This window comes from Streptomyces sp. SA15 (assembly GCF_002291145.1).
In the GTDB taxonomy this organism is placed as follows: domain Bacteria; phylum Actinomycetota; class Actinomycetes; order Streptomycetales; family Streptomycetaceae; genus Streptomyces.
Genome location: NZ_NTGE01000085.1, coordinates 1 through 19,417, shown reverse-complemented (window position 1 = coordinate 19,417; position 19,417 = coordinate 1). Strand labels below are relative to the sequence as shown.

Annotated in this window: 16 protein-coding genes, 2 pseudogenes and 1 riboswitch; of the genes and pseudogenes, 8 read left to right on the top strand and 10 right to left on the bottom strand. The window is 71.3% G+C overall.

Annotated elements, in window-relative coordinates; translation table 11 throughout:
• Window positions 1–2 precede the first annotated feature (2 nt).
• A pseudogene (locus CLM62_RS51510) lies at window positions 3–231 on the top strand (carboxymuconolactone decarboxylase family protein); the annotation flags it as partial.
• Window positions 232–376: 145 nt separating this feature from the next.
• Window positions 377–2,005 carry an IS200/IS605 family element transposase accessory protein TnpB gene (locus CLM62_RS16160; protein WP_095750569.1) on the top strand — a complete coding sequence of 543 codons (1,629 nt, stop codon included), beginning with the start codon at window positions 377–379 and terminating at the stop codon, window positions 2,003–2,005.
• 145 nt (window positions 2,006–2,150) lie between these two features.
• Here CLM62_RS16160 and CLM62_RS16155 read toward each other — a convergent pair whose 3' ends face one another.
• Genes CLM62_RS16155 through CLM62_RS16145 form a run of 3 tightly spaced genes read right to left on the bottom strand, consistent with a single transcriptional unit; the run spans window position 2,151 to window position 6,829 of the window.
• Window positions 2,151–3,863, bottom strand: coding sequence for an AMP-binding protein (locus tag CLM62_RS16155; RefSeq protein ID WP_257003873.1), 1,713 nt, complete (start codon window positions 3,861–3,863; stop codon window positions 2,151–2,153).
• Window positions 3,860–6,220, bottom strand: a complete 2,361-nt coding sequence (gene pabB, locus CLM62_RS16150; protein ID WP_095750568.1) for an aminodeoxychorismate synthase component I — start codon at window positions 6,218–6,220, stop codon at window positions 3,860–3,862. The genes CLM62_RS16155 and pabB overlap by 4 nt, the downstream gene beginning before the upstream one ends.
• 30 nt (window positions 6,221–6,250) lie before the next feature.
• Window positions 6,251–6,829 carry an antibiotic biosynthesis monooxygenase gene (locus CLM62_RS16145; protein WP_257003872.1) on the bottom strand — a complete coding sequence of 193 codons (579 nt, stop codon included), beginning with the start codon at window positions 6,827–6,829 and terminating at the stop codon, window positions 6,251–6,253.
• 348 nt (window positions 6,830–7,177) lie between these two features.
• Between CLM62_RS16145 and CLM62_RS16140 the strand changes: the two genes are divergently transcribed.
• Together CLM62_RS16140 and CLM62_RS16135 are read left to right on the top strand one after the other, a co-directional pair.
• Entirely contained in the window at window positions 7,178–7,567 is a 390-nt protein-coding gene (locus CLM62_RS16140) for a hypothetical protein (RefSeq protein WP_095750566.1), read from the top strand.
• Window positions 7,568–7,603: 36 nt separating this feature from the next.
• Entirely contained in the window at window positions 7,604–8,788 is a 1,185-nt protein-coding gene (locus CLM62_RS16135; RefSeq protein ID WP_095750565.1) for a glutathionylspermidine synthase family protein, read from the top strand.
• A 27-nt stretch (window positions 8,789–8,815) separates the two neighbouring features.
• On the opposite strand, the gene rocD is transcribed toward CLM62_RS16135, so the two are convergent.
• Window positions 8,816–10,021, bottom strand: a complete 1,206-nt coding sequence (gene rocD / locus CLM62_RS16130; RefSeq protein ID WP_095750564.1) for an ornithine--oxo-acid transaminase — start codon at window positions 10,019–10,021, stop codon at window positions 8,816–8,818.
• 104 nt (window positions 10,022–10,125) lie between these two features.
• Window positions 10,126–10,213: riboswitch (ZMP/ZTP riboswitch) on the top strand.
• On the opposite strand from rocD, the gene CLM62_RS16125 reads away from it, so the two are divergent.
• A complete protein-coding gene (locus CLM62_RS16125) occupies window positions 10,195–11,694 on the top strand; it encodes a glycine hydroxymethyltransferase (protein ID WP_373559148.1) in 1,500 nt (499 codons plus the stop codon). Its footprint overlaps the riboswitch before it by 19 nt.
• A gap of 14 nt (window positions 11,695–11,708) precedes the next feature.
• Here the strand turns inward: CLM62_RS16125 and CLM62_RS16120 are convergent, their stop codons facing one another.
• From CLM62_RS16120 to CLM62_RS16105, 4 genes are all read right to left on the bottom strand, one after another.
• On the bottom strand, window positions 11,709–12,377 hold the full coding sequence (locus CLM62_RS16120) for a hypothetical protein (RefSeq protein ID WP_095750580.1): 669 nt from the start codon (window positions 12,375–12,377) through the stop codon (window positions 11,709–11,711).
• Between the two features lie 154 nt (window positions 12,378–12,531).
• Complete coding sequence (locus CLM62_RS16115; RefSeq protein WP_257003871.1) at window positions 12,532–13,269, bottom strand: hypothetical protein; 738 nt, start codon at window positions 13,267–13,269, stop codon at window positions 12,532–12,534.
• Window positions 13,270–13,368: 99 nt separating this feature from the next.
• Window positions 13,369–14,286, bottom strand: a complete 918-nt coding sequence (locus CLM62_RS16110; RefSeq protein ID WP_095750563.1) for a hypothetical protein — start codon at window positions 14,284–14,286, stop codon at window positions 13,369–13,371.
• Window positions 14,273–14,833, bottom strand: coding sequence for a sigma-70 family RNA polymerase sigma factor (locus tag CLM62_RS16105; RefSeq protein WP_257003870.1), 561 nt, complete (start codon window positions 14,831–14,833; stop codon window positions 14,273–14,275). The genes CLM62_RS16110 and CLM62_RS16105 overlap by 14 nt, the downstream gene beginning before the upstream one ends.
• Window positions 14,834–14,975: 142 nt before the next feature.
• On the opposite strand from CLM62_RS16105, the gene trpS reads away from it, so the two are divergent.
• Together trpS and CLM62_RS16095 are read left to right on the top strand one after the other, a co-directional pair.
• The gene (trpS, locus tag CLM62_RS16100; protein ID WP_095750577.1) at window positions 14,976–15,989 is read left to right on the top strand and encodes a tryptophan--tRNA ligase; all 1,014 of its coding nucleotides are present in this window, start codon (window positions 14,976–14,978) and stop codon (window positions 15,987–15,989) included.
• 289 nt (window positions 15,990–16,278) lie between these two features.
• The gene (locus CLM62_RS16095) at window positions 16,279–16,863 is read left to right on the top strand and encodes a 2'-5' RNA ligase family protein (RefSeq protein WP_095750562.1); all 585 of its coding nucleotides are present in this window, start codon (window positions 16,279–16,281) and stop codon (window positions 16,861–16,863) included.
• 49 nt (window positions 16,864–16,912) lie between these two features.
• On the opposite strand, the gene CLM62_RS16090 is transcribed toward CLM62_RS16095, so the two are convergent.
• Together CLM62_RS16090 and CLM62_RS16085 are read right to left on the bottom strand one after the other, a co-directional pair.
• A complete protein-coding gene (locus CLM62_RS16090) occupies window positions 16,913–17,668 on the bottom strand; it encodes a decaprenylphospho-beta-D-erythro-pentofuranosid-2-ulose 2-reductase (RefSeq protein ID WP_095750561.1) in 756 nt (251 codons plus the stop codon).
• 11 nt (window positions 17,669–17,679) lie between these two features.
• Window positions 17,680–19,035 (bottom strand): FAD-binding oxidoreductase, encoded by a 1,356-nt coding sequence (locus CLM62_RS16085; RefSeq protein WP_095750560.1) that lies wholly within the window; start codon window positions 19,033–19,035, stop codon window positions 17,680–17,682.
• A gap of 142 nt (window positions 19,036–19,177) precedes the next feature.
• On the opposite strand from CLM62_RS16085, the pseudogene CLM62_RS16080 reads away from it, so the two are divergent.
• Window positions 19,178–19,417 (top strand): annotated as a pseudogene (locus tag CLM62_RS16080) (phosphatase PAP2 family protein); the annotation flags it as partial.

Genomic DNA, 19,417 nt, shown 5'->3' with positions numbered 1-19,417 from the left:
GGCGGCGGCATGCAGTCAACGGCTGCGCGTTCTGCCTCGACATGCACACCAAGGACGCCCGCGCCCAGGGCGAGATCGAGCAGCGTGTCTACGCCCTGAACGCCCGGCGGGAGACCCTCCTTTTTCACCGAACGGGAGCGCGCCGCACTGGCGTTGACAAAGCCCGTGACCCTGCTGCACGACGGTCACGTCCCCGACGCGGTCTACGCCGAGGCCGCGGAGGTCTTCGACGTGGAGCGCACGAGTGAGTGTCTCGGTCACGGTGTCGCAGATCTCGAAAGGGGTCGGATGTTCGCCCGTCGAATGCGTGACCTTTACGCGTGGTGGTCGTTGCATGTGATGGAAGGATCTTCGATCTGCGGGCGGGGGTGACACAGTGGGTGGGCTGCGGGAGGTGGCGGCGTCGTTCGTGGTGCCCGGCCCCTCGGGTGTCGCGATCCGCGACCGGCTCAGGCACCTGACCGCCGCGGACGAGAAGGTGCTGGGCCTGGTGGGCGACCATCTGGGCGCGCTGGCGTCCCGGGATCTGAAGGCGCGGTGCGCGGCCGGACCCGACCATGACGCCGATGCGTGGGCGGAGCGCAAGCGGGCTCTGACCGGAGAGTCATCGTCGCGCTGGGCGGGGTCGATTACGAAGGCCACCCACGATCAGTGGGCGCTCGCACGGCGCGGGCAGCTCGCGCACATCCAGAGCCTCCAGGCGGGTGTGGCCACGATCGCCCACCGGCTGTCCCTGCCCGTCGGGGAGAAGGGCGGCAAGCGGGCGCCGGGCGGCTACCGCAGCAGACAGGAGTGGTTCGCCAAGTCCCGCCGCCTGCACGTGCTCGCCGACCGGCTCAACGCGGCCCGGGCGGACTGGCAGGCCGGAGCCGTGCACGTGGTGCGCGGCGGCAAGCAGCTGCTCAACACCCGCCACCACCTGGACACCGCCGGGCTCACCGAGCACCAGTGGCGTCGGCGGTGGCAGGCCGGGCGCCGCTTCCTCCAGGCCGACGGCGAGTCGGGGAAGCGGTTCGGCAACGAGACCATCCGCGTCACCTCCGACGGCGAGGTCTCCCTCAAGCTCCCCGCGCCGTTGGCGCATCTGGCGAACGCCCCGCACGGCCGCTACGTGCTCACCGCCCGCGTGCGCTTTGCGCACCGGGGTGGGCAGTGGCGCGACCGCGTCACCGCCCACCGAGCCGTCGCCTACCGCATCCACGAAGACACCGTCCGGGGCCGCTGGTACCTCACCGCATCCTGGACCATCCCACCGGTCCAGACCGTGCCCCTGGCCACCGCCCGCGCCAACGGTCTGATCGGTGTGGACACCAACGCCGATCACCTCGCCGCCTGGCGGCTGGACGAGCACGGCAACCCCGTCGGCACCCCGCGCCGGTTCGGCTACAACCTGACCGGCACCGCCGACCACCGCGACGCCCAGGTCCGCCACGCCCTCATTCGCCTCCTGCGCTGGGCCAAACGCCACGGCCTGGCCATCGCGATCGAGAACCTGGACTTCACCGCCGAGAAGACGCGTGAAAAGCACGGCCGCCGCAAGCGGTTCCGCAAGCTCATCTCGGGCATGCCCACCTCCAGGCTGCGGGCGCGGCTGGTGTCCATGGCGGCCGAACTGGGCATCCCACTGGTCGCCGTGGACCCGGCCTACACCTCCCGCTGGGGTACCCAGCACTGGCAGAAACCCCTCAATAGCAAGAACCGCACAACCACCCGCCACGCCGCAGCCGCCGTGGCGATCGGAAGGCGCGCCCTGGGACACCCGATCCGGCGACGGACGACACCGCCCCCACACGACCAGAGCGATCGTGCGGGGCATCGGATCGTCCAGGCCCGACCAGGCATCCCGGGGCGTGAGGGAAACCGCCCCCGCATTCCCGGACCACGGACACGATCCGTGCGCGCCGGACGCGGAGCGAACGCGGTCGACCAGAACGCCCAACACCGTTCGGGGCGTTCGGCTGAGCATGAGTCCTCGAAGCAGGACTCACTTCCGCTCAGTCCATAGGAACGGTTCACGTCCAGCGGCCGAAGACCGTGGCGGTCGGCCGCCCGCCGGAACATGGGGCCGAGATAGAAGCCGCGGTCGGCGAGCAGAGGTTGTCGAGGCATGGTGCCGTTCCTTTCTGGCGTGGTCACTAGGTCTGGCATGGTCACCACGCGCCCTGTCGGACCAGGTGGCGGCGGAGCTTTCCGGTCGGGGTGCGGGGCAGGGACGTGACGAAGCCGACGCTTCTGGGGACCTTGAAGGCGGCCAGGTGCTCCCGGGCCAGCCGGATCAGGTCGTCCTCCAGGCCGTCCAGGCCGCCCGGGCCGTACGGCAGCGGTGTGACGGGGACGACGAAGGCGCGCAGCCGGCTGACGCCGCGTCCGTCGGTGACGGCCACGACGGCGACCTCCCGCACCGCCGGATGGGTCCGCAGCACGGCCTCCACCTCCAGCGGCGAGACGGTGATGCCGCCGACCATCTCCATGTCGTCGACGCGGCCCAGATGCCGGAACGTGCCGTCCGGCTCGCGCCGCGCCCGGTCACGGGTGGCCAGCCAGCCGCCGACCAGGGCGCGGTCCGTCTCCTCGGGCCGGTTCAGGTAGCCGGGCGTCACCGTCGGACCGCGCGCCCACATCTCGCCCTCCGCCCCGTCCGTCACCGGCCGCCCGTCCCGGTCGCGCAGCTCCACCTCGAAGCCGGGTACGGGACGTCCGACCGTGCCGGGGTGGTTGTGGTCGAAGCCGTTGGCGCAGAAGGCGTGGCCCGCCTCGGTGGAACCGATCTGCTCCAGGACCGGCGCGCCGAGCAGCTCGGTGATCTGTCTCCCGAGTCCCGCCGGCATGCCCTCGCCCGCCGACACCGCGGCGCGTACCGAGGCGAAGCAGGCCTCGTGCCCGCTGCCCCGGTCGGCGACCAGCGCGGCGTACGCGGACGGCACGGAGTAGAGCAGGGTCACCCGGTGCCGGGCGACGAGTTCGTCGACGGCGGCCGGGGTCGCACGCCGGTCCACCAGCACGGCGGACGACCCCGAGAAGAGCGGGAAGACGAAGGCGTTGCCGAAGCCGTAGGCGAAGTACAGCTTCGACACCGACAGGGTGACGTCGTCCTGGGTGATCCGCAGCACCCGCCGGCCGATGAGGTCGTGGTACGTCCTCGGGTCGCCGTGCCGGTGTACGACGCCCTTGGGGCGGCCTGTCGTACCGGAGGTGTACTGGATGTACAGGGGCGTGTGCGCGTGGACCGGGTGGGCGGGGGCCGGCTCGGCGGTGGTGGCGAGCGCGAGCAGCTGATCGGCGCCCAGGCGCACCGCCCGGGCGGGGAACCGCTCCGGCCCGTCCTCCAGGCCCGGTCCGGTCACGCGCAGCACCGCGTCGGTGTCCCCGGCCATGAACGCGTGCTCGGCGGCGGGGAGTTCGGGGTTGGCCAGGACCGCCACGGCCCCGAGGCGGGCGGATGCGAGGAAGGCCGTCACCCAGGCGATGCCGTCGGGCAGGGCCAGCAGCACCCGGTCGCCGGGGCGCACTCCCTGGTCGGCGAGCACGGTGGCCACGCGGGCCGCGAGATCGTGCACCTCGCCGTGGGTCCAGGCCCGGTGGCCCTGGTGGAAGGCGGGCCGGTCGGCCCACCCGCGCCGCTCGGCGAGTGCCGTGAGATGCGCCGCGAGGTTGCCGGGGGCGGCGGCGTCGGCCGGGGACGGCTCCCGGGACGGCTCCGGGGACAGCGTGGATCGCGGGGGTGTGGGTCGCGCGGTGGTGGATCGTGGGGTCGTAGACCGTGGGGTCCCGGACTGGTGGGTCCCGGACTGGTGGGTCGCGGACTCGTGGGTCGTAGACCGTGGGGTCGCGGGCTGGTGCGTCGCGGACTGGTCGGTCGTCATCGGGCGGGCTCCTCGGCGGAGGGCCGCTCCTGTCGCGGGCCCACCGGGAGCGCGGTGGCCGTCCGCATCGCGGTCTGCTCCCGCTGTTCCCGTATCCGGTCCGCCGTGTGCTGGTGGAGGGCCCGCATCTGGGCCGCCGTCTTCAGCAGCATCTCGTCGTACTCCGCGACCGGATCGGAGTCGAGGACGATCGCTCCGCCCGCGCCCACGTGCATCAGACCGTCGGCAAGTACGGCGGTGCGGATGACGATGCTGAGATCCGCGCCGCCGCCGCACCCCAGGTAGCCGAGAGCGCCGGAGTAGACGCCCCGGGCCTCTGTCTCCAGGGAGTCGATGATCTCCATGGTGCGCAGCTTCGGCGCACCCGTCATCGAACCGCCGGGGAAGCAGGCGCGGACGCAGTCGACCGCGTCCGTGCCCTCGCGCAGCCGGCCCTCGACCGTGGAGACGAGCTGGTGCACGGTGGCGTACGTCTCGGTCGCCATGAGCCGGGGGACGCGCACCGTCCCGGTCCGGCAGACCCGGCCCAGGTCGTTGCGGAGCAGGTCGACGATCATCAGGTTCTCGGCGCGCGTCTTGGCGTCCGCCGCCAGCGCGTCCCTGAGCCGGGCGTCCTCCTCGGGCTCCTCGCTGCGGGGCGCCGTGCCCTTGATGGGCCTCGCCTCGGCCACACCGTCCCGGGTGATTCGCAGGAAACGCTCGGGGGAGGAGCCGGCCACATCGAGGTCGCCGAACCTCAGGAAGGCCGCGTACGGCGCCGGGTCGACGCGGCGCAGCATCCGGTAGAACTCGTACGCGTCGGGCGGGGCCGGTAACCGGGCGGCATCGGTCAGGCAGACCTCGTAACTCGTGCCCGCTCGCAACTCCCGCTGACACGCCTCGATGTCCGCGAGGTACGTCGCCCGGTCGCGGACCAGCCACGGCTCGGCGGCGCCGGGGTCGGCCTCGCCCGGGAGGAGCTGTCGCGACTGGTCCGATTCCGCGGATACGAAGGTGAGCTGGGCCAGCGCGCTCTCGAGCCAGTCGGCCGCCTCCCGCGCGGCCCTCGGGGTGTCCTCCGCCAGGCAGACCGCGTAGGTGTACCCCTCCTGGTGGTCCACCGCGATCAGCCGGTCGGCGAACAGCCAGCACGCGTCCGGGAGTTCGGAACGGTGCCGGTTCGGCGAGCCGCAGTCGGCCTTCGTCTCGTAGCCGAAGTAGCCGACATAGCCGCCGGTGAAGTCGAAGGGCAGTCCGTCGGCGTCCACCCGGCGGTTCGCCAACTGCCGCTTGAGATAGTCGAAGACGCTCGCCCGGACCTTGCGCGGGGGCCGCCCCGCCCGCTCGATCTCACAGCGGCCGGCTTGGACGTCGTACCGGACGAACTCGGCGAGCGGTCCGCTGCCGTCGCCGAAGAACGAGAACCGGGACCGGCCCGGCTCGACCAGCGAGCTGTCCAGCCAGAACGCCCGCTCGGAGGCGGCGTACATCCGGGTGAAGGCCGCCTCCGCGTCGACCGCGGTGGCGATGCGACGGGTGTGCAGCCGGTGGGCGGGACCGCCGGCGCGTCGGGGGCGGGGGATGGTTGCGGTGGCCGACGTGGCCGACGTGGCCGTTGTGGCCGGCCTGGCTGCTGATGTGGCAGATGTGGCCGATATTGGTGTCACCGGTGTGGTTGTGGCTGTTATGGCCCATGTGGCCGCGGTGGCCGCGGTGGCCGCGGTGGCCGCGGTGGCCGGGCGGCGGGGGACATCCGTGGGCGCGGGCACCGCGGTGTTCTTCGTACGCAGCTTGCGCGCCCGTTCCGCCGTGAGGTTCCGGAAGTTCACGAGCATGCGGTGGCCGTACTCGGTGAGGACGGATTCCGGGTGGAACTGCACCCCCCACAGGGGTCGGCCGCGGTGCCGCAGCCCCATGAGGACGCCGTCCTCGGCCCACGCGGTCGCCTCCAGGGTCTCGGGCAGCGGCTCGCGCACGGCCAGCGAGTGGTAGCGGACCGCGGTGAAGTCCTGCGGCAGCCCCTGGAACAGGTCCTGTCCGTCGTGCCGGACGGTGCTCAGATGCCCGTGCCGGGGCTCCGGGGCGGGAGCGACCCGGCAGCGTTCCCCGAGGGCGATGCCCTGGTGGCCCAGGCAGACGCCGAGTACGGGAACCGGGGACTCGGCGAGCACGCGGGCACTGATGCCGAAGTCGCGCGCCTGCGCCGGATGCCCGGGGCCCGGCGACACCACCACGTTGTCGAACTCCGCGAGATCCGGAATCCCGTCGGCGGGGGCGTCATTGAGGAGCACCACCGGCTCCTCGCCGTTGACCCCGGCGATCAGCTGGAACAGGTTGTACGTGTACGAGTCGTAATTGTCGATGAGCAGGGTCTTCACCCGCCCACCTCCCTCGGGTCGTTCTCGGGCCTACGCGGTCCGCCTTTTGTGCCGTCCGCGGAGCGCCTGGAGCGGTGGATACAGCCATTTCCTGAAGAAACGCTGCAGGCGCGGCATGAGAATCCAGGTGACGATGGCCGTCACACACAGGCACAACAGCAGCGTACGGATGAACGGATTGAGGCCGCCGAGATAGGGAAGCACGATCAAATTGAACAGAAGCACCGGTGGGAACACGGCGCTCATATTCACGAACCACAGTTTCCATTTCGACGGCGGGACCGGCGCGGCGGGCCGGTCGGTCTGTGAGTCGAACCACACCTTCGCGCCCCGCACGCTCCTGCGGCCCGTCTGCCGCGCGAAGCCCTCCGCCCGGATGTCCCACTGTTTGCGGGGAACCGAGTCCTCCCAGGCCCGGGCGGTGCCTTCGCTGGCGAAGCGATAGACCACATGCCACTCCGCCTCTCCGTCGACAAGTACGCCACCCCCCAGGAAGCCCGGCTGCTGCGCGCTCGCGCCCAGCATGGCCCACCCCCAGGAATGGAAGTCGGCCTCGTGGCCCGGCACCACGTGATAGGCCACGGTGACGGTGACGGGATTACTGGTCACGTCGTTGAGTACGGAAAGAGCGGCCGTCCCGTTCAAATATCAACGAAGTTTTTCCGCTGTCCGGGACGTGGCTCTTCGCGTTGCTTTCCGTACCCTTGACGGCTTGTGAAGATGCCGTAAAGGGTCTGCCTTGGGCGATACCTTGGGTAACTCTACGAAATCCGGTACGACGTGAATTCCATTTGGTGACCGTACCGGAACGGGCTGCGACGGCAAGGGTGCGCATCATTCCAAAGGGAACAAAGCGGCCGTAAGGGAGGCGGTGAGCGGGCCACCTGCGTGTCCGCTCTTACCGATCTTCTAAGCTGACCGCCGGACACGAGGCTTGACCAACGGGGAGAAACGAACATGGCAGACGCACGCCGACAACTTCGCTCGGGCACCGTCGCACTCGGCGGCATGGGCCTGCTCGCCGCGGCCCTCACGGCCTGTTCCTCCGACCCGGACAAGCGCTGCGTCGACCGCGACAGTTACAACCTCTCCAAGGGCTACGAGATCGTCGCCGACAAGAACTGCAAGTCCGTCACCACCGTCGACGGCGCCTGGTATTACGGCGGCAAGAAGCGCGGCGACTGGGTGAAGAACGGCTCCTTCACCAAGTCCGGCAAGGGATCCAGCAGTTCGAGCGGTGGCAGCAGCAGCACTGGTGGCAGCGGCGTCGACCGCGGCGGCTTCGGCAGCGGTGACGGCGACGGCGGCGGCAGCGGCGGCATCGGCAAGGGCAGCTCCGGCGGCTGACGAGAGCCCCGAACAGGACCCTGGAGCCCGAACCCCATGGAACGCCACACCATCGAGCCCCGCCCCGGCTGGCAGCAGACCGTCGAGGAACAAGGGCTCGTCTACCCCCTCACCCGCTACCCCGACGACTCCCTGCGCCCCTACTGGGACGAGAGCGCCTACTACGCCTTCACCCTCCCCGAGATCGAGGCCCTGGAGGAGGTCGTCGAGGAACTCCACCGCATGTGCCTCGCCGCGGCCGAGCACATCGTCGCCGAGAACCGCTTCGCCGACCTCGGCATCACCGACCCCCGCGTGGCCGATGCGGTCGCCGAGGCCTGGCGCCGCCGCGCCGAACTCCCCTCCGTCTACGGCCGCTTCGACCTCCGCTACGACGGCACGGGCCCCGCGAAACTCCTGGAGTACAACGCCGACACGCCCACGTCCCTGGTCGAGGCCGCCTCACCCCAGTGGTTCTGGATGGAGGAACGCTTCCCCGGCGCCGACCAGTGGAACTCCCTCCACGAACGCCTGATCGCCGCCTGGAAGAAACAGGCCGCCCTCCTCCCACCCGGCAACCCCCTGTACTTCGCCCACTCCTCGGCCGACGAACTCGGCGAGGACCTCATGACGGTCGCCTACCTCAAGGAGACGGCGGAGCAGGCCGGCCTGGAAACCGACTGGATCTCCATGGAGGAGATCGGCTGGGACCCGCTGTCCGGCCGCTTCGTCGACAACCAACTCCGCTTCATCCGCAGTTGCTTCAAGCTCTATCCCTGGGAGTGGCTCACCACCGACCGCTTCGCCGCCCACGTCCTCGAAACCCTCGACAACGGCGGCGGCACGGGCACGACCCTGTGGATCGAGCCCGCCTGGAAGATGCTCCTGAGCAACAAGGCCCTGCTCGCCATCCTCTGGGAACTCCACCCAGGCCACCCCAACCTCCTGCCCGCCCACCTCGACGGCCCCCGCGAACTGGCGACGACCACCGGTTACGTCACCAAGCCCCTGCTGGGCCGCGAGGGCGCCGGCGTGACGGTCCACGAGCCCGGAGCGGCCCCTGTCATCCGCGAAGAGCCCTGCTGCTACCAGGAGTTGGCCCCTCTGCCTTCCTTCGACGGCAACCACGTCGTCCTCGGCACCTGGGTGGTCGAGGACGAGTCCGCGGGCCTGGGCATCCGCGAGTCCTCCGGCCTGATCACGGACGAGTACGCCCGCTTCCTGCCGCACGTGATCCTCTGACCGGGCCTCAGAGGCCCATGCCGGGTCTCAGAGGCCCAGTACGGCACGCAGCTGGGCCAGCCCCCAGTCCAGATCCTCCTCGGCGATGATCAGAGGCGGCGCGATCCGGATCGTCGGCCCGTGCGTGTCCTTCACCAGCACACCCCGGTCCATCAGGCTCTCGGAGATCTCCCGCCCCGTGCCGTACGCCGGAGCGATGTCCACGCCCGCCCACAGCCCGCGCCCGCGCACCGCCGTCACCCGTCCCGCCCCGGCCAGCTCCCTCAGCTCCCGGTGCAGATGCTCGCCGAGCCGGGCGGCGCGCGCCTGGTATTCGCCCGACCGCAGCATCGCGAGCACCTCCAGCGCCACCGCACAGGCCAGCGGATTCCCGCCGAACGTCGACCCGTGCTCCCCGGGCCGGAACACCCCGAGCACCTCGGCGCTCGACACCACCGCCGACACCGGCACGATCCCGCCCCCGAGCGCCTTCCCCAGCACATACACGTCCGGCACCACCCCCTCGTGCTCGCACGCGAACGTCCGCCCCGTCCGCCCCAGCCCCGACTGGATCTCGTCCGCCACGAACAGCACGTTCCGCTCGCGCGTCAGCTCCCGCACCGCCGGCAGATAACCGGCGGGCGGCACCAGCACCCCCCTCTCGCCCTGGATCGGCTCGAGCAGCACCGCGACCGTGTTCTCGGTCAGCGCCCCACGCATCGCCGTCACATCCCCGTACGGCACGATCTCGAAGCCCGGCGTGTACGGCCCGTAGTCCGCCCGCGCCTCGGCGTCCGTGGAGAAACTGATGACCGTCGTCGTCCGCCCGTGGAAGTTGCCCCCCGCGACCACGATCTTCGCCATCTCCGCCGGCACGCCCTTGACCCGGTACCCCCACTTCCGCGCCGTCTTCACCGCCGTCTCCACCGCCTCCACGCCGGTGTTCATCGGCAGCACCATCTCCATGCCGCACAGCTCGGCGAGCTCCTCGCAGAACGCGGCGAACCGGTCGTGATGAAACGCCCGGGACGTCAGCGTCACCCGCTCCAACTGAGCCTTCGCCGCCTCGACGATCCGCCGGTTGCGATGGCCGAAGTTGAGCGCCGAATACCCGGCCAGCAGATCCAGATACCTCCGCCCCTCCACATCCGTCATCCACGCCCCGTCCGCCGTGGCCACGACCACCGGCAGCGGACGGTAGTTGTGCGCGCTGTGGGCCTCGGCGGCGGCGATGAGCGTCTCCGTAGGGTTCACGGCATCTCCCTGAGCTGACGGTGGCCTCCTTTCTATGGTCGCTTCTGTGGTCGCTCGCATGGTGGACGCGTGACCTGGGCTTCCCGGCGTGCCCGGTAGGCTGATCAGCGGGCCGTGACTGGCGCGCTGGGATGGGATGGACCATCGGGGAGCGGCCCGAGCAACCAAGTGCCGTGCGCCTGGGCCGTACCGTGAACGCCGAACACACCGTCCGGAGGTCGCCCATGTCAGCCGAACCCCTCTCCAACGAGTCCACCGCCTTCCGTGCCGCCCTCGACGTGATCCGCGCCGTCGAGCCGCGCGTGGCCGACGCCATCGGCCAGGAGGTCGCCGACCAGCGCGAGATGCTCAAGCTGATCGCCTCCGAGAACTACGCCTCCCCGGCCACCCTGCTGGCCATGGGCAACTGGTTCAGCGACAAGTACGCCGAGGGCACCATCGGCCGCCGCTTCTACGCCGGCTGCCGCAACGTCGACACCGTCGAGTCCCTCGCAGCCGAGCACGCCAAGGAGCTCTTCGGCGCCCGCCACGCCTACGTCCAGCCGCACTCCGGCATCGACGCCAACCTCGTCGCCTTCTGGTCCGTCCTCGCCGCCCGCGTCGAGGCCCCCGCCCTGGAGAAGGCCGGCGTCCGCCAGGTCAACGACCTCTCCGAGGCCGACTGGGCCGAACTCCGCCAGGCTTTCGGCAACCAGCGCATGCTCGGCATGTCCCTGGACGCCGGCGGCCACCTCACCCACGGCTTCCGCCCGAACATCTCCGGCAAGATGTTCGACCAGCGCTCCTACGGCACCGACCCCACCACGGGTCTGATCGACTACGAGGCGCTGCGGGTGTCTGCCCGCGAGTTCAAGCCGCTGATCATCGTCGCCGGCTACTCCGCCTACCCCCGTCTCGTGAACTTCCGCCTCATGCGCGAGATCGCCGACGAGGTCGGGGCGACCCTGATGGTGGACATGGCGCACTTCGCGGGCCTGGTGGCCGGCAAGGTGCTCACCGGCGACTTCGACCCCATCCCGCACGCCCAGATCGTCACCACCACCACCCACAAGTCGCTGCGCGGCCCCCGCGGCGGCATGGTCCTGTGCGACGACTCCCTCAAGGACCAGGTCGACCGCGGCTGCCCGATGGTCCTCGGCGGCCCGCTCCCGCACGTCATGGCCGCCAAGGCCGTCGCCCTCGCCGAGGCCCGTCAGCCCTCCTTCCAGGACTACGCCCAGCGCATCGTCGACAACTCCCGCGCGCTGGCCGAAGGCCTGATGCGCCGGGGCGCCACCCTTGTCACCGGCGGCACCGACAACCACCTCAACCTGATCGACGTGGCCACGTCGTACGGGTTGACCGGCCGCCAGGCCGAGGCCGCCCTGCTCGACTCGGGCATCGTCACCAACCGCAACGCCATCCCGGCCGACCCCAACGGCGCCTGGTACACCTCCGGCATCCGCATCGGCACCCCCGCCCTGACCACGCGCGGCCTGGGCACCGCCGAGATGGACGAGGTCGCCGGCCTCATCGACCGCGTCCTCACCACCACGGAGCCCGGCACCACCAGCAAGGGCGCCCCGTCCAAGGCCCAGCACGTCCTCGACCCGAAGATCGCGGACGAGATCTCCCGCCGGGCCACCGACCTCGTCTCCGGCTTCCCGCTGTACCCGGAGATCGACCTCGGCTGACGCTCGCGGCCGGCCTACAGGTCGATCAGTCCCTGTCGTGGTTCCTCCCGCGGCGGTCCGGCTCCCGGCCGGGCCGCCGCGCGGCGTATCAGCAGCGTCCCGCCGACACCGGCCCCGAACCCCACGGCGAGGCCCGGCACCGCCCACCAGACGCCGTCGGGTCTCCACCGCCCCGGCTCCTCACGCGTCCGGCTCCCGACCGCACCGCTCCCTTCAGCCCCGTCGCCCGCCGCACCGAGCAGCTCCGTCCGGCTCAGCCGCTCCCATACCGAGCGCGGCGCCCGATGCCAGCGGATGTCGTCGTCCGTAACGTCCGGTGCCCAGTCCATGCGCACCCACGGCGTGCCGTCCTCCGCCACGAACAGCTGGTCCTGCCGCTCCATTGCCACGTCACCACCGGGCGCGGAGTTGGTCTGCGGCCAGCCGCCGATGCCCGTCAGTCCCCAGACCACGGTCATGCGCACCGGCGGATACCCGCCCTCGGCCCACGCCTCCGACACCCGCTCCGACCCGGCGTACGTCGGCTGCAACAGCTGCCAGAGGCGGGCGAAGTACGGCTCGCCCGAGCGCACCGTCGTCGTCCGACCCGAGCCGCCCGCGACGACCACCGCCACATCGGGAACGTCACGATCAGGGCCTGGCCCCCGCCCCACCGCGTCGGCCGCCGCAACGGCCGTCGGCATTCCGAGCAACGCCCCCGCCATCGACACCGGCACGAAGATCGCCAGCCGTGCCCGTGCCCTCGCGCATCTGCGCCGAGCCGCCATTAGTCCCCCCAGGTCTTCCACGCTGTCCGGCCCCCCTTCTTGGTTGTCCTGCCGCCCCGCTTGCGCGACCTCACACATCCCGCAGTTCTTGCCGGGGCCCTGGCTCTCGCCGCAGGCGATCCCACGGCTTCCGCAGGGCGTACGACCGCAGAACCAGCGCCAGCACCGCTCCCGCCGCCGCGCCGGGCAGAGCCCACCACCACTCCATGTCGTCGTCCGCCGCAGGCGTGCCGGTCTGCACAGTGGTGGTCGTCGTGTCGGGCGGGTCGGTCGCCGCGTCGCCCGTTTCCCAAGGCGCGGGGAAGATCCCGGACGCGCCCTCGGCCGATGTCCCGCCCATCACGCCCAGCTTTTTGAGCAGGGCGCGGAGCTGGTCGGGGTGCTGAGCGCGGTGCCAGTACCCGTTCACCGTCTCGGGCAGGTTCGTCGCCGTGTGTATCCAGACGTCATCGGAGTCCGTCAGCGGGAACACCCGGTCCAGTCGCCAGGGCGACACGTCGTGCACCATCCATGTGACGTTGATCTGCCGGGCGGCGGTCAGTGCGGCCTCGGGCGGCTTGTCGTGGGTGCCCGTGCCCGGCTGGCCGAGCAGCCGCTCCACTTCTCCGTACTCCTTGTCGGAGTAGTACAGCGAGGCCGTCTCCGTGCTCTGAGGCGACACCACGAGCACGCTGGTCGGCCCGCCGGCCGACGCGGAGGACGCCCCCCACACCATCAGCGCGAGCGTTACCGCCAACGCCCCGGCCACCACTGCCAGTTCACGACATCGGCCGCCCCGGCCGCTCAGGCCGCCCGTCTTCTCGCGCATCCGAACCCCCTACAGGACGATCCCCCTGCGACCCGCCCGCGAGCCGCCTGTCACTTCTGGTACACCGCCCGACCCGCCGGGGTTCCCACTCCGCCCGCACTATCTCGAGGACGGCCCATCCGGCTCGTCGAGCGACTTCGCGATCTCCACCGCCCGCGCCTTCGAAGCCACGCCCTCCAGCCGGAGGGTCATCTCCTCGCCGCTCACGTCGTGGGTCCACAGCAGCGTCGGCCCGGCCGTCCGCTCCTTACGCGTGTACTGCTCCCCGTCCGCGCCCACCAGCCAGAAGCTCAGCACGTGCGGGCGCGGGAACCACAGGGCGGGGTCCGCCATTCCGTTGTCGGAGGCGTCGGCGCCCAGCTCCAGCCACTCCGGCTGCTCGCGCGCGGCCTTCGCGAAGGTGACGTCCAGGCCCGCAGCGAACTCGTCGAGCCGGATCACCCGCCCCTGCTCGTGCCAGCACAGACTCACCAGGAACCGGCCCTGGGGCTCATCGGTCACCGTCACCGCGTCCGGCACGCCCAGCGCCCGGGGCATCAGCGGCTCGAACCCGGCTCGCCGCTCGGCCTGCGCCATCGACAGCGAGCGCCCGCAGCCGGGCACCTCGGCGCCGCTGGAGGGCGTCGCCGACGGGTCGTACCGCACCTGGACCCCGCCGAAGTCGAACCAGTCGAGGACCGAGGCCCGCACCGGGGGCGTGAGCGCGAGCACCGTCAGCAGGCCGCACAGCGTCGCGGTCAGCGAACGCCACCGCGCACGCGTCCAGTGCCGGACCGTCCGCAGCCGCTCGGCGGCCCCCGGTGGCTCGGGCACCGGGACCGGCACCCTCCCCCGCTGCCTCAAGGGCGCGGGCGGTGGCCCCATGGCGAGTATCTGCTCCAGCACCCGCTCCACCATCGACTCGGACCCGGCCGCACCCGGCGGATCCAGCGAACGCCCGAGCGCCCGCAGCTCCTCGGGCAGGTCGGCGTCACCGTCGTACGAACCCCGCGCATCCCGCCCGTCAGGCACCCTCATCACCCCCTTCCCGAGGCCGAAAATCCGGCAGCAACCGGCCCAGCTTCCGCAGCGCGCGATTCAGCCGGGACTTCACCGTCCCCCGGGGCCAGCCCAGCGCCTGAGCCGTCTCGGACTCGTCCATCTCCAGCAGATAGCGGTACGTGACGACCAGGCGGTGCTCCTCGCTCAGTTTCTCCAGGGCGGCCTGCAGAGCCGCGCGGCGCTCCGTCTCCAGCGTGGCCACCGCCGGGTCCGCCGATTCCGGTATCAGCGGCTCCGCCTCCGCGAACGCCGCCTCGCGGCCGGCGAGCGTGCGCTGGCGCGCCGCCGTCCGCACTGTGTTCCTCGTCTCATTGGCCACGATCGACATCAGCCACGGCTTGAACGCCGAGCCCTCCTTGAACCGGCCCAGCGCGCAGTACGCCTTGACGAAGGCCTGCTGCACCACGTCCTCCGCGTCCGCACCCGCCCCGAGCGCGGCGGCCGCCCTGAGCGCGAGGCCCGTATGGGCCCGCACCAGTTCCGCGTACGCCTCCGGCTCTCCGGCGCGTACGCGTGCGATCACCGCGGCCTCATCGACGATGCGGCCCCCCTCCCGCGTCCTCACATTCTTGGTACACCGCCCGGGCCGGATCGGTTCCCACCTGTGTCCCATCTGTTTCCGACCAGTTCCAGACCGCCCGCCGAGACCTGAGAGAATGGAGGGCATGGCCTCTGACCGACCCCGCGTGCTCTCCGGAATCCAGCCCACCGCAGGCTCGTTCCACCTCGGCAACTACCTCGGCGCCGTCCGCCAGTGGGTGGCCCTGCAGGAGTCCCACGACGCGTTCTACATGGTCGTCGACCTGCACGCGATCACGCTCCCGCAGGACCCCGCGGACCTGCGCGCCAACACCCGTCTGGCCGCCGCCCAGCTCCTCGCGGCCGGTCTCGACCCGGAGCGCTGCACGCTCTTCGTCCAGAGCCATGTCCCCGAGCACGCCCAGCTCGCCTGGGTCATGAACTGCCTCACCGGCTTCGGTGAGGCGTCCCGCATGACCCAGTTCAAGGACAAGTCCGCCAAGCAGGGCGCGGACCGGGCGTCCGTCGGCCTGTTCACGTACCCGATCCTCCAGGTCGCGGACATCCTGCTCTACCAGGCCAACGAGGTCCCGGTCGGCGAGGACCAGCGCCAGCACATCGAGCTCACCCGCGACCTCGCCGAGCGCTTCAACGGCCGCTTCGGCCAGACCTTCACCGTCCCGAAGCCGTACATCCTCAAGGAGACGGCGAAGATCTACGACCTTCAGGACCCGTCGATCAAGATGAGCAAGTCGGCGTCCACGCCGAAGGGCCTCATCAACCTCCTCGACGAGCCCAAGGCGACGGCCAAGAAGGTCAAGAGCGCGGTCACCGACACCGACACCGTCATCCGCTACGACGCGGAGAACAAGCCGGGCGTCAGCAACCTGCTCACGATCTACTCGACCCTCACGGGTGAGAGCATCGCGGACTTGGAACAGAAGTACGAGGGCAAGGGCTACGGCGCGCTCAAGACGGACCTCGCCGAGATCATGGTCGAGTTCGTGACGCCGTTCCGGGAGCGCACCCAGCAGTACCTGGACGACCCCGAGACGCTGGACTCGATCCTGGCCAAGGGCGCGGAGAAGGCGCGAGCCGTCGCCGCGGAGACCCTCTCCCAGGCGTACGAGAGGGTGGGCTTCCTGCCCGCCAAGCACTGAGCCGGCGCCGCGGCACACGGTCGGAACACGACACGGCACACGGTCGGAACACGACGGGCACGCGGCCGAAACGCGACTGGCACGCGGCGGGAACACATCCGGCACACGCCAGTACCACCGCACAGCGCTGCACATCACTACGGTTGCGCCTGCCCGGAGCACAGCCGTGGCCGTACAGTCGATAGCCGGACGGCCGTCACGCGCGGCCGCCGGTGCGCACGGACAGCACCAGCAAGACGCATCGACAAGAGCATCGACAAGACGCAACACCAGGACGACAGGAGACGACGTGCGGACCGTAACGATCGGCGTGTCGATCGCGGTCCCGGAGCCTCACGGCAGCCAGCTCCAGCAGCTGCGCGCGGGCTTCGGCGACGCCGCGGCTCACGGCATCCCCACGCACGTCACACTGCTGCCGCCGACAGAGGTCGACGCCTCGCTGCTGCCCGCGATCGAGACCCATCTCGCCGAGGTCGCCGCCGCCGGGCGTCCCTTCCCGATGCGCCTGTCCGGCACGGGTACGTTCCGGCCCCTGTCGCCCGTCGTCTTCGTCCGGGTCGCCGAGGGTGCCGAAGCCTGCGCCCGGCTGCAGAAGCAGGTCCGCGACGCCTCCGGACCCGTGGCACGCGAACTGCAGTTCCCGTACCACCCGCACGTCACGGTGGCGCACGGCATCGACGACGCGGCCATGGACCGTGCCTTCGAGGAACTCGCCGACTACGAGGCCGAGTGGCCGTGCACCGACTTCGCGCTGTACGAACAGGGCGCCGACGGTGTGTGGCGCAAACTGCGCGAGTTCGCCTTCAGCGGGGCGGTGGTGCCGTCGCAGTCGGCGCACGTGGAGCGCGGCTCCCTGCCCACCGGCCAGCTGTAACTACGGTTACACCGGGCCGTACCTCTGGTTGCATCGGCTGTACCTCCAGTTACAGCGGCAGCCGCCGAAACACCCCCCGAGGCACATGCCGCAGCGCCGCCATCACCACCCGCAGCGCACCCGGCACCCACACCGTCTCCGAGCGCCGCCTGAGCCCCAGCTCGATCGCCGTCGCCACCGCCTCCGGCGTCGTCGCGAGAGGAGCCTCCGGAAGGCCCGCCGTCATCTTCGACCGCACGAACCCGGGGCGTACGACCATGACGTGCGCGCCCGTGCCGTGCAGGGCGTCGCCCAGGCCCTGGGCGAAGGTGTCGAGGCCGGCCTTGCTGGAGCCGTAGATGAAGTTGGAGCGGCGGGCCCGTTCGCCGGCGACCGAGGAGAGGACGACCAGGGAGCCGTGGCCCTGGGTCTGCAGGGCGCGTGCGCTGAGCAGGCCGGCCGAGACCGCGCCCGTGTAGTTGGTCTGCGCGACGCGCACCGCGGCCGCCGGGTCGCGCTCGTCCTGGGCCTGGTCGCCGAGGATCCCGAAGGCCAGCAGGACCATGTCGACGTCGCCCTCGGCGAAGACCTTGCCGAGCGTGGTCTCGTGGGAGTCGGGGGCGAGCGCGTCGAAGGGGACGGTGCGCACGTCGGCACCCAGGGCGCGCAGGTGTGAAGCGGCCGTCTCCAGGGCGGGGGACGGGCGTCCGGCCAGCCACACCGTGCGGGTGCGGCGGGCGATCAGGCGGCGGGCGGTGGCCAGCGCGATCTCGGACGTGCCGCCGAGGACGAGCAGGGACTGGGGGATGCCGAAGGCGTCCTTCACGACAGGAGCTCCTAGAGGTTGAGGCGGCGGGCCAGGTCGGACACGAACACCCCGCGCGGGTCCGACTCCGCGCGCAGCGCGCGGAAGTCGTCGAGGCGCGGGTACATCGCGGCCAGCAGGTCGGGGCGCAGGCGGGAGTCCTTGGCGAGGTAGACGCGGCCGCCGGCCGTCGCGACCTCCTCGTCGAGTTCGTCGAGGAAGGCTCCGAGGCCGGGCAGGTTCGCCGGGATGTCCAGGGCCAGCGTCCAACCGGGCATCGGGAAGGACAGCCAGCCCGGGTCGGCGTCCCCGAAGCGCTTGAGGACGGCCAGGAAGGACGGGCAGCGGCGCCGCGAGATGCGCCGCACGATCCCGCGTACGGCCTCCTCCTGGCCGTGGCCGACGACGAACTGGTACTGCACGAAGCCGCCGCGGCCGTAGATCCGGTTCCAGTGGGGAACTCCGTCCAGGGGGTGGAAGAACGTGGAGAGCTTCTGGAGCTCGCCGGTACGCGCGCGTGGGGCCTTGCGATACCAGAGCTCGTTGAACAGGCCCACGGTCGTCCGGCTGAGCAGCCCCTCCGGCAGGGACGCGGGGGCGGCCGGGAAGCGGGAGGTGCGGAAGGCCAGCGGGTCCCTACGCGCGCGCGTGCCTTCCGGCAGCGCATCCAGGGGCGCGTGGTCGCCCCGGGTCAGCACCGCGCGGCCCATCGCCGCGCCGCGCGCCAGCAGGTCGATCCACGCGACCGAGTAGCGGTAGCGGTGGTCGGTGGCCGTCAGACGCGCCATCAGGTCGTCGAGGTCCCGGGCGCGCTCGGTGTCGACCGACATCAGCGCGGTCTCGACCGGCTGGAGCCGGATGGTCGCGGTGAGGATCACGCCGGTCAGGCCCATGCCGCCCGCGGTCGCGTCGAACAGGGGTGTGTCACGGCCGACGGTGCGGATCTCGCCGTCGGCGGTGAGGAGTTCGAGCGACAGGACGTGGCGGGAGAAGGAGCCCGACACGTGGTGGTTCTTGCCGTGGATGTCCGCGCCGATCGCCCCGCCGACGGTGACGTAGCGGGTGCCGGGCGTCACCGGCACGAACCAGCCGAGCGGCAGCAGCACTTCCATCAGCCGGTGCAGGGAGACGCCCGCGTCGCACAGCACGAACCCGCCGTCGGCGTCGATGGTGTGGACGCGGTCAAGACCCGTCATGTCGAGAACGGACCCACCGGCGTTCTGCGCCGCGTCCCCGTAGGCCCGCCCCAGGCCCCTCGGAATGCCTCCGCGGGCCCCGCACTCCCGGACGGCGGCCGCGGCCTCCTCGTACGTCCGTGGACGGACCAGACGGGCGGTGGTGGGAGCGGTGCGGCCCCAGCCGGTGACGGAGACGGTGTCGGCAGGCATGTCGGTGACCGTATCGCCGGTAAGGGGGCGATTAGTTTGGAAACATCCGCGACATCCATCTCCTCCCCGAAATGGGTGATTAATGGGATGTCGCTCAATATTGCCGGAGTTCGGGCGGTTCCGGCGTGAACAGTGAGTCCACATGGACGACTTCCCCGACCCCTACGACCTCAATACCGTCGACGCCCTCAACGCCTTCGACGGCATGGACCACCGCATCCTTTCGGCGCTCCGGGCGTACGGCCGCGACCGCCGCGTCGCGAGTGCCGCGCGCGCCCTGTCCTGGGCGGGCGAGCACGGTGCGCTGTGGCTCGCGACGGGGCTCACGGGAGCCGCCGTGGACGGTGCGCGACGCGGGGCCTGGCTGGGTGGCACGGCGCTC

Excerpts from the sequence above, each read along its gene's own strand:
- CLM62_RS16155 (WP_257003873.1), bottom strand. The coding sequence starts at position 3,863 with ATGACGACCGACCAGTCCGCGACGCACCAGCCCGCGACCCCACGGTCT.
- CLM62_RS16140 (WP_095750566.1), top strand. The coding sequence starts at position 7,178 with ATGGCAGACGCACGCCGACAACTTCGCTCGGGCACCGTCGCACTCGGC.
- CLM62_RS16135 (WP_095750565.1), top strand. The coding sequence starts at position 7,604 with ATGGAACGCCACACCATCGAGCCCCGCCCCGGCTGGCAGCAGACCGTC.
- CLM62_RS16120 (WP_095750580.1), bottom strand. The coding sequence starts at position 12,377 with ATGCCGACGGCCGTTGCGGCGGCCGACGCGGTGGGGCGGGGGCCAGGC.
- CLM62_RS16115 (WP_257003871.1), bottom strand. The coding sequence starts at position 13,269 with ATGCGCGAGAAGACGGGCGGCCTGAGCGGCCGGGGCGGCCGATGTCGT.
- CLM62_RS16110 (WP_095750563.1), bottom strand. The coding sequence starts at position 14,286 with ATGAGGGTGCCTGACGGGCGGGATGCGCGGGGTTCGTACGACGGTGAC.
- trpS (WP_095750577.1), top strand. The coding sequence starts at position 14,976 with ATGGCCTCTGACCGACCCCGCGTGCTCTCCGGAATCCAGCCCACCGCA.
- CLM62_RS16085 (WP_095750560.1), bottom strand. The coding sequence starts at position 19,035 with ATGCCTGCCGACACCGTCTCCGTCACCGGCTGGGGCCGCACCGCTCCC.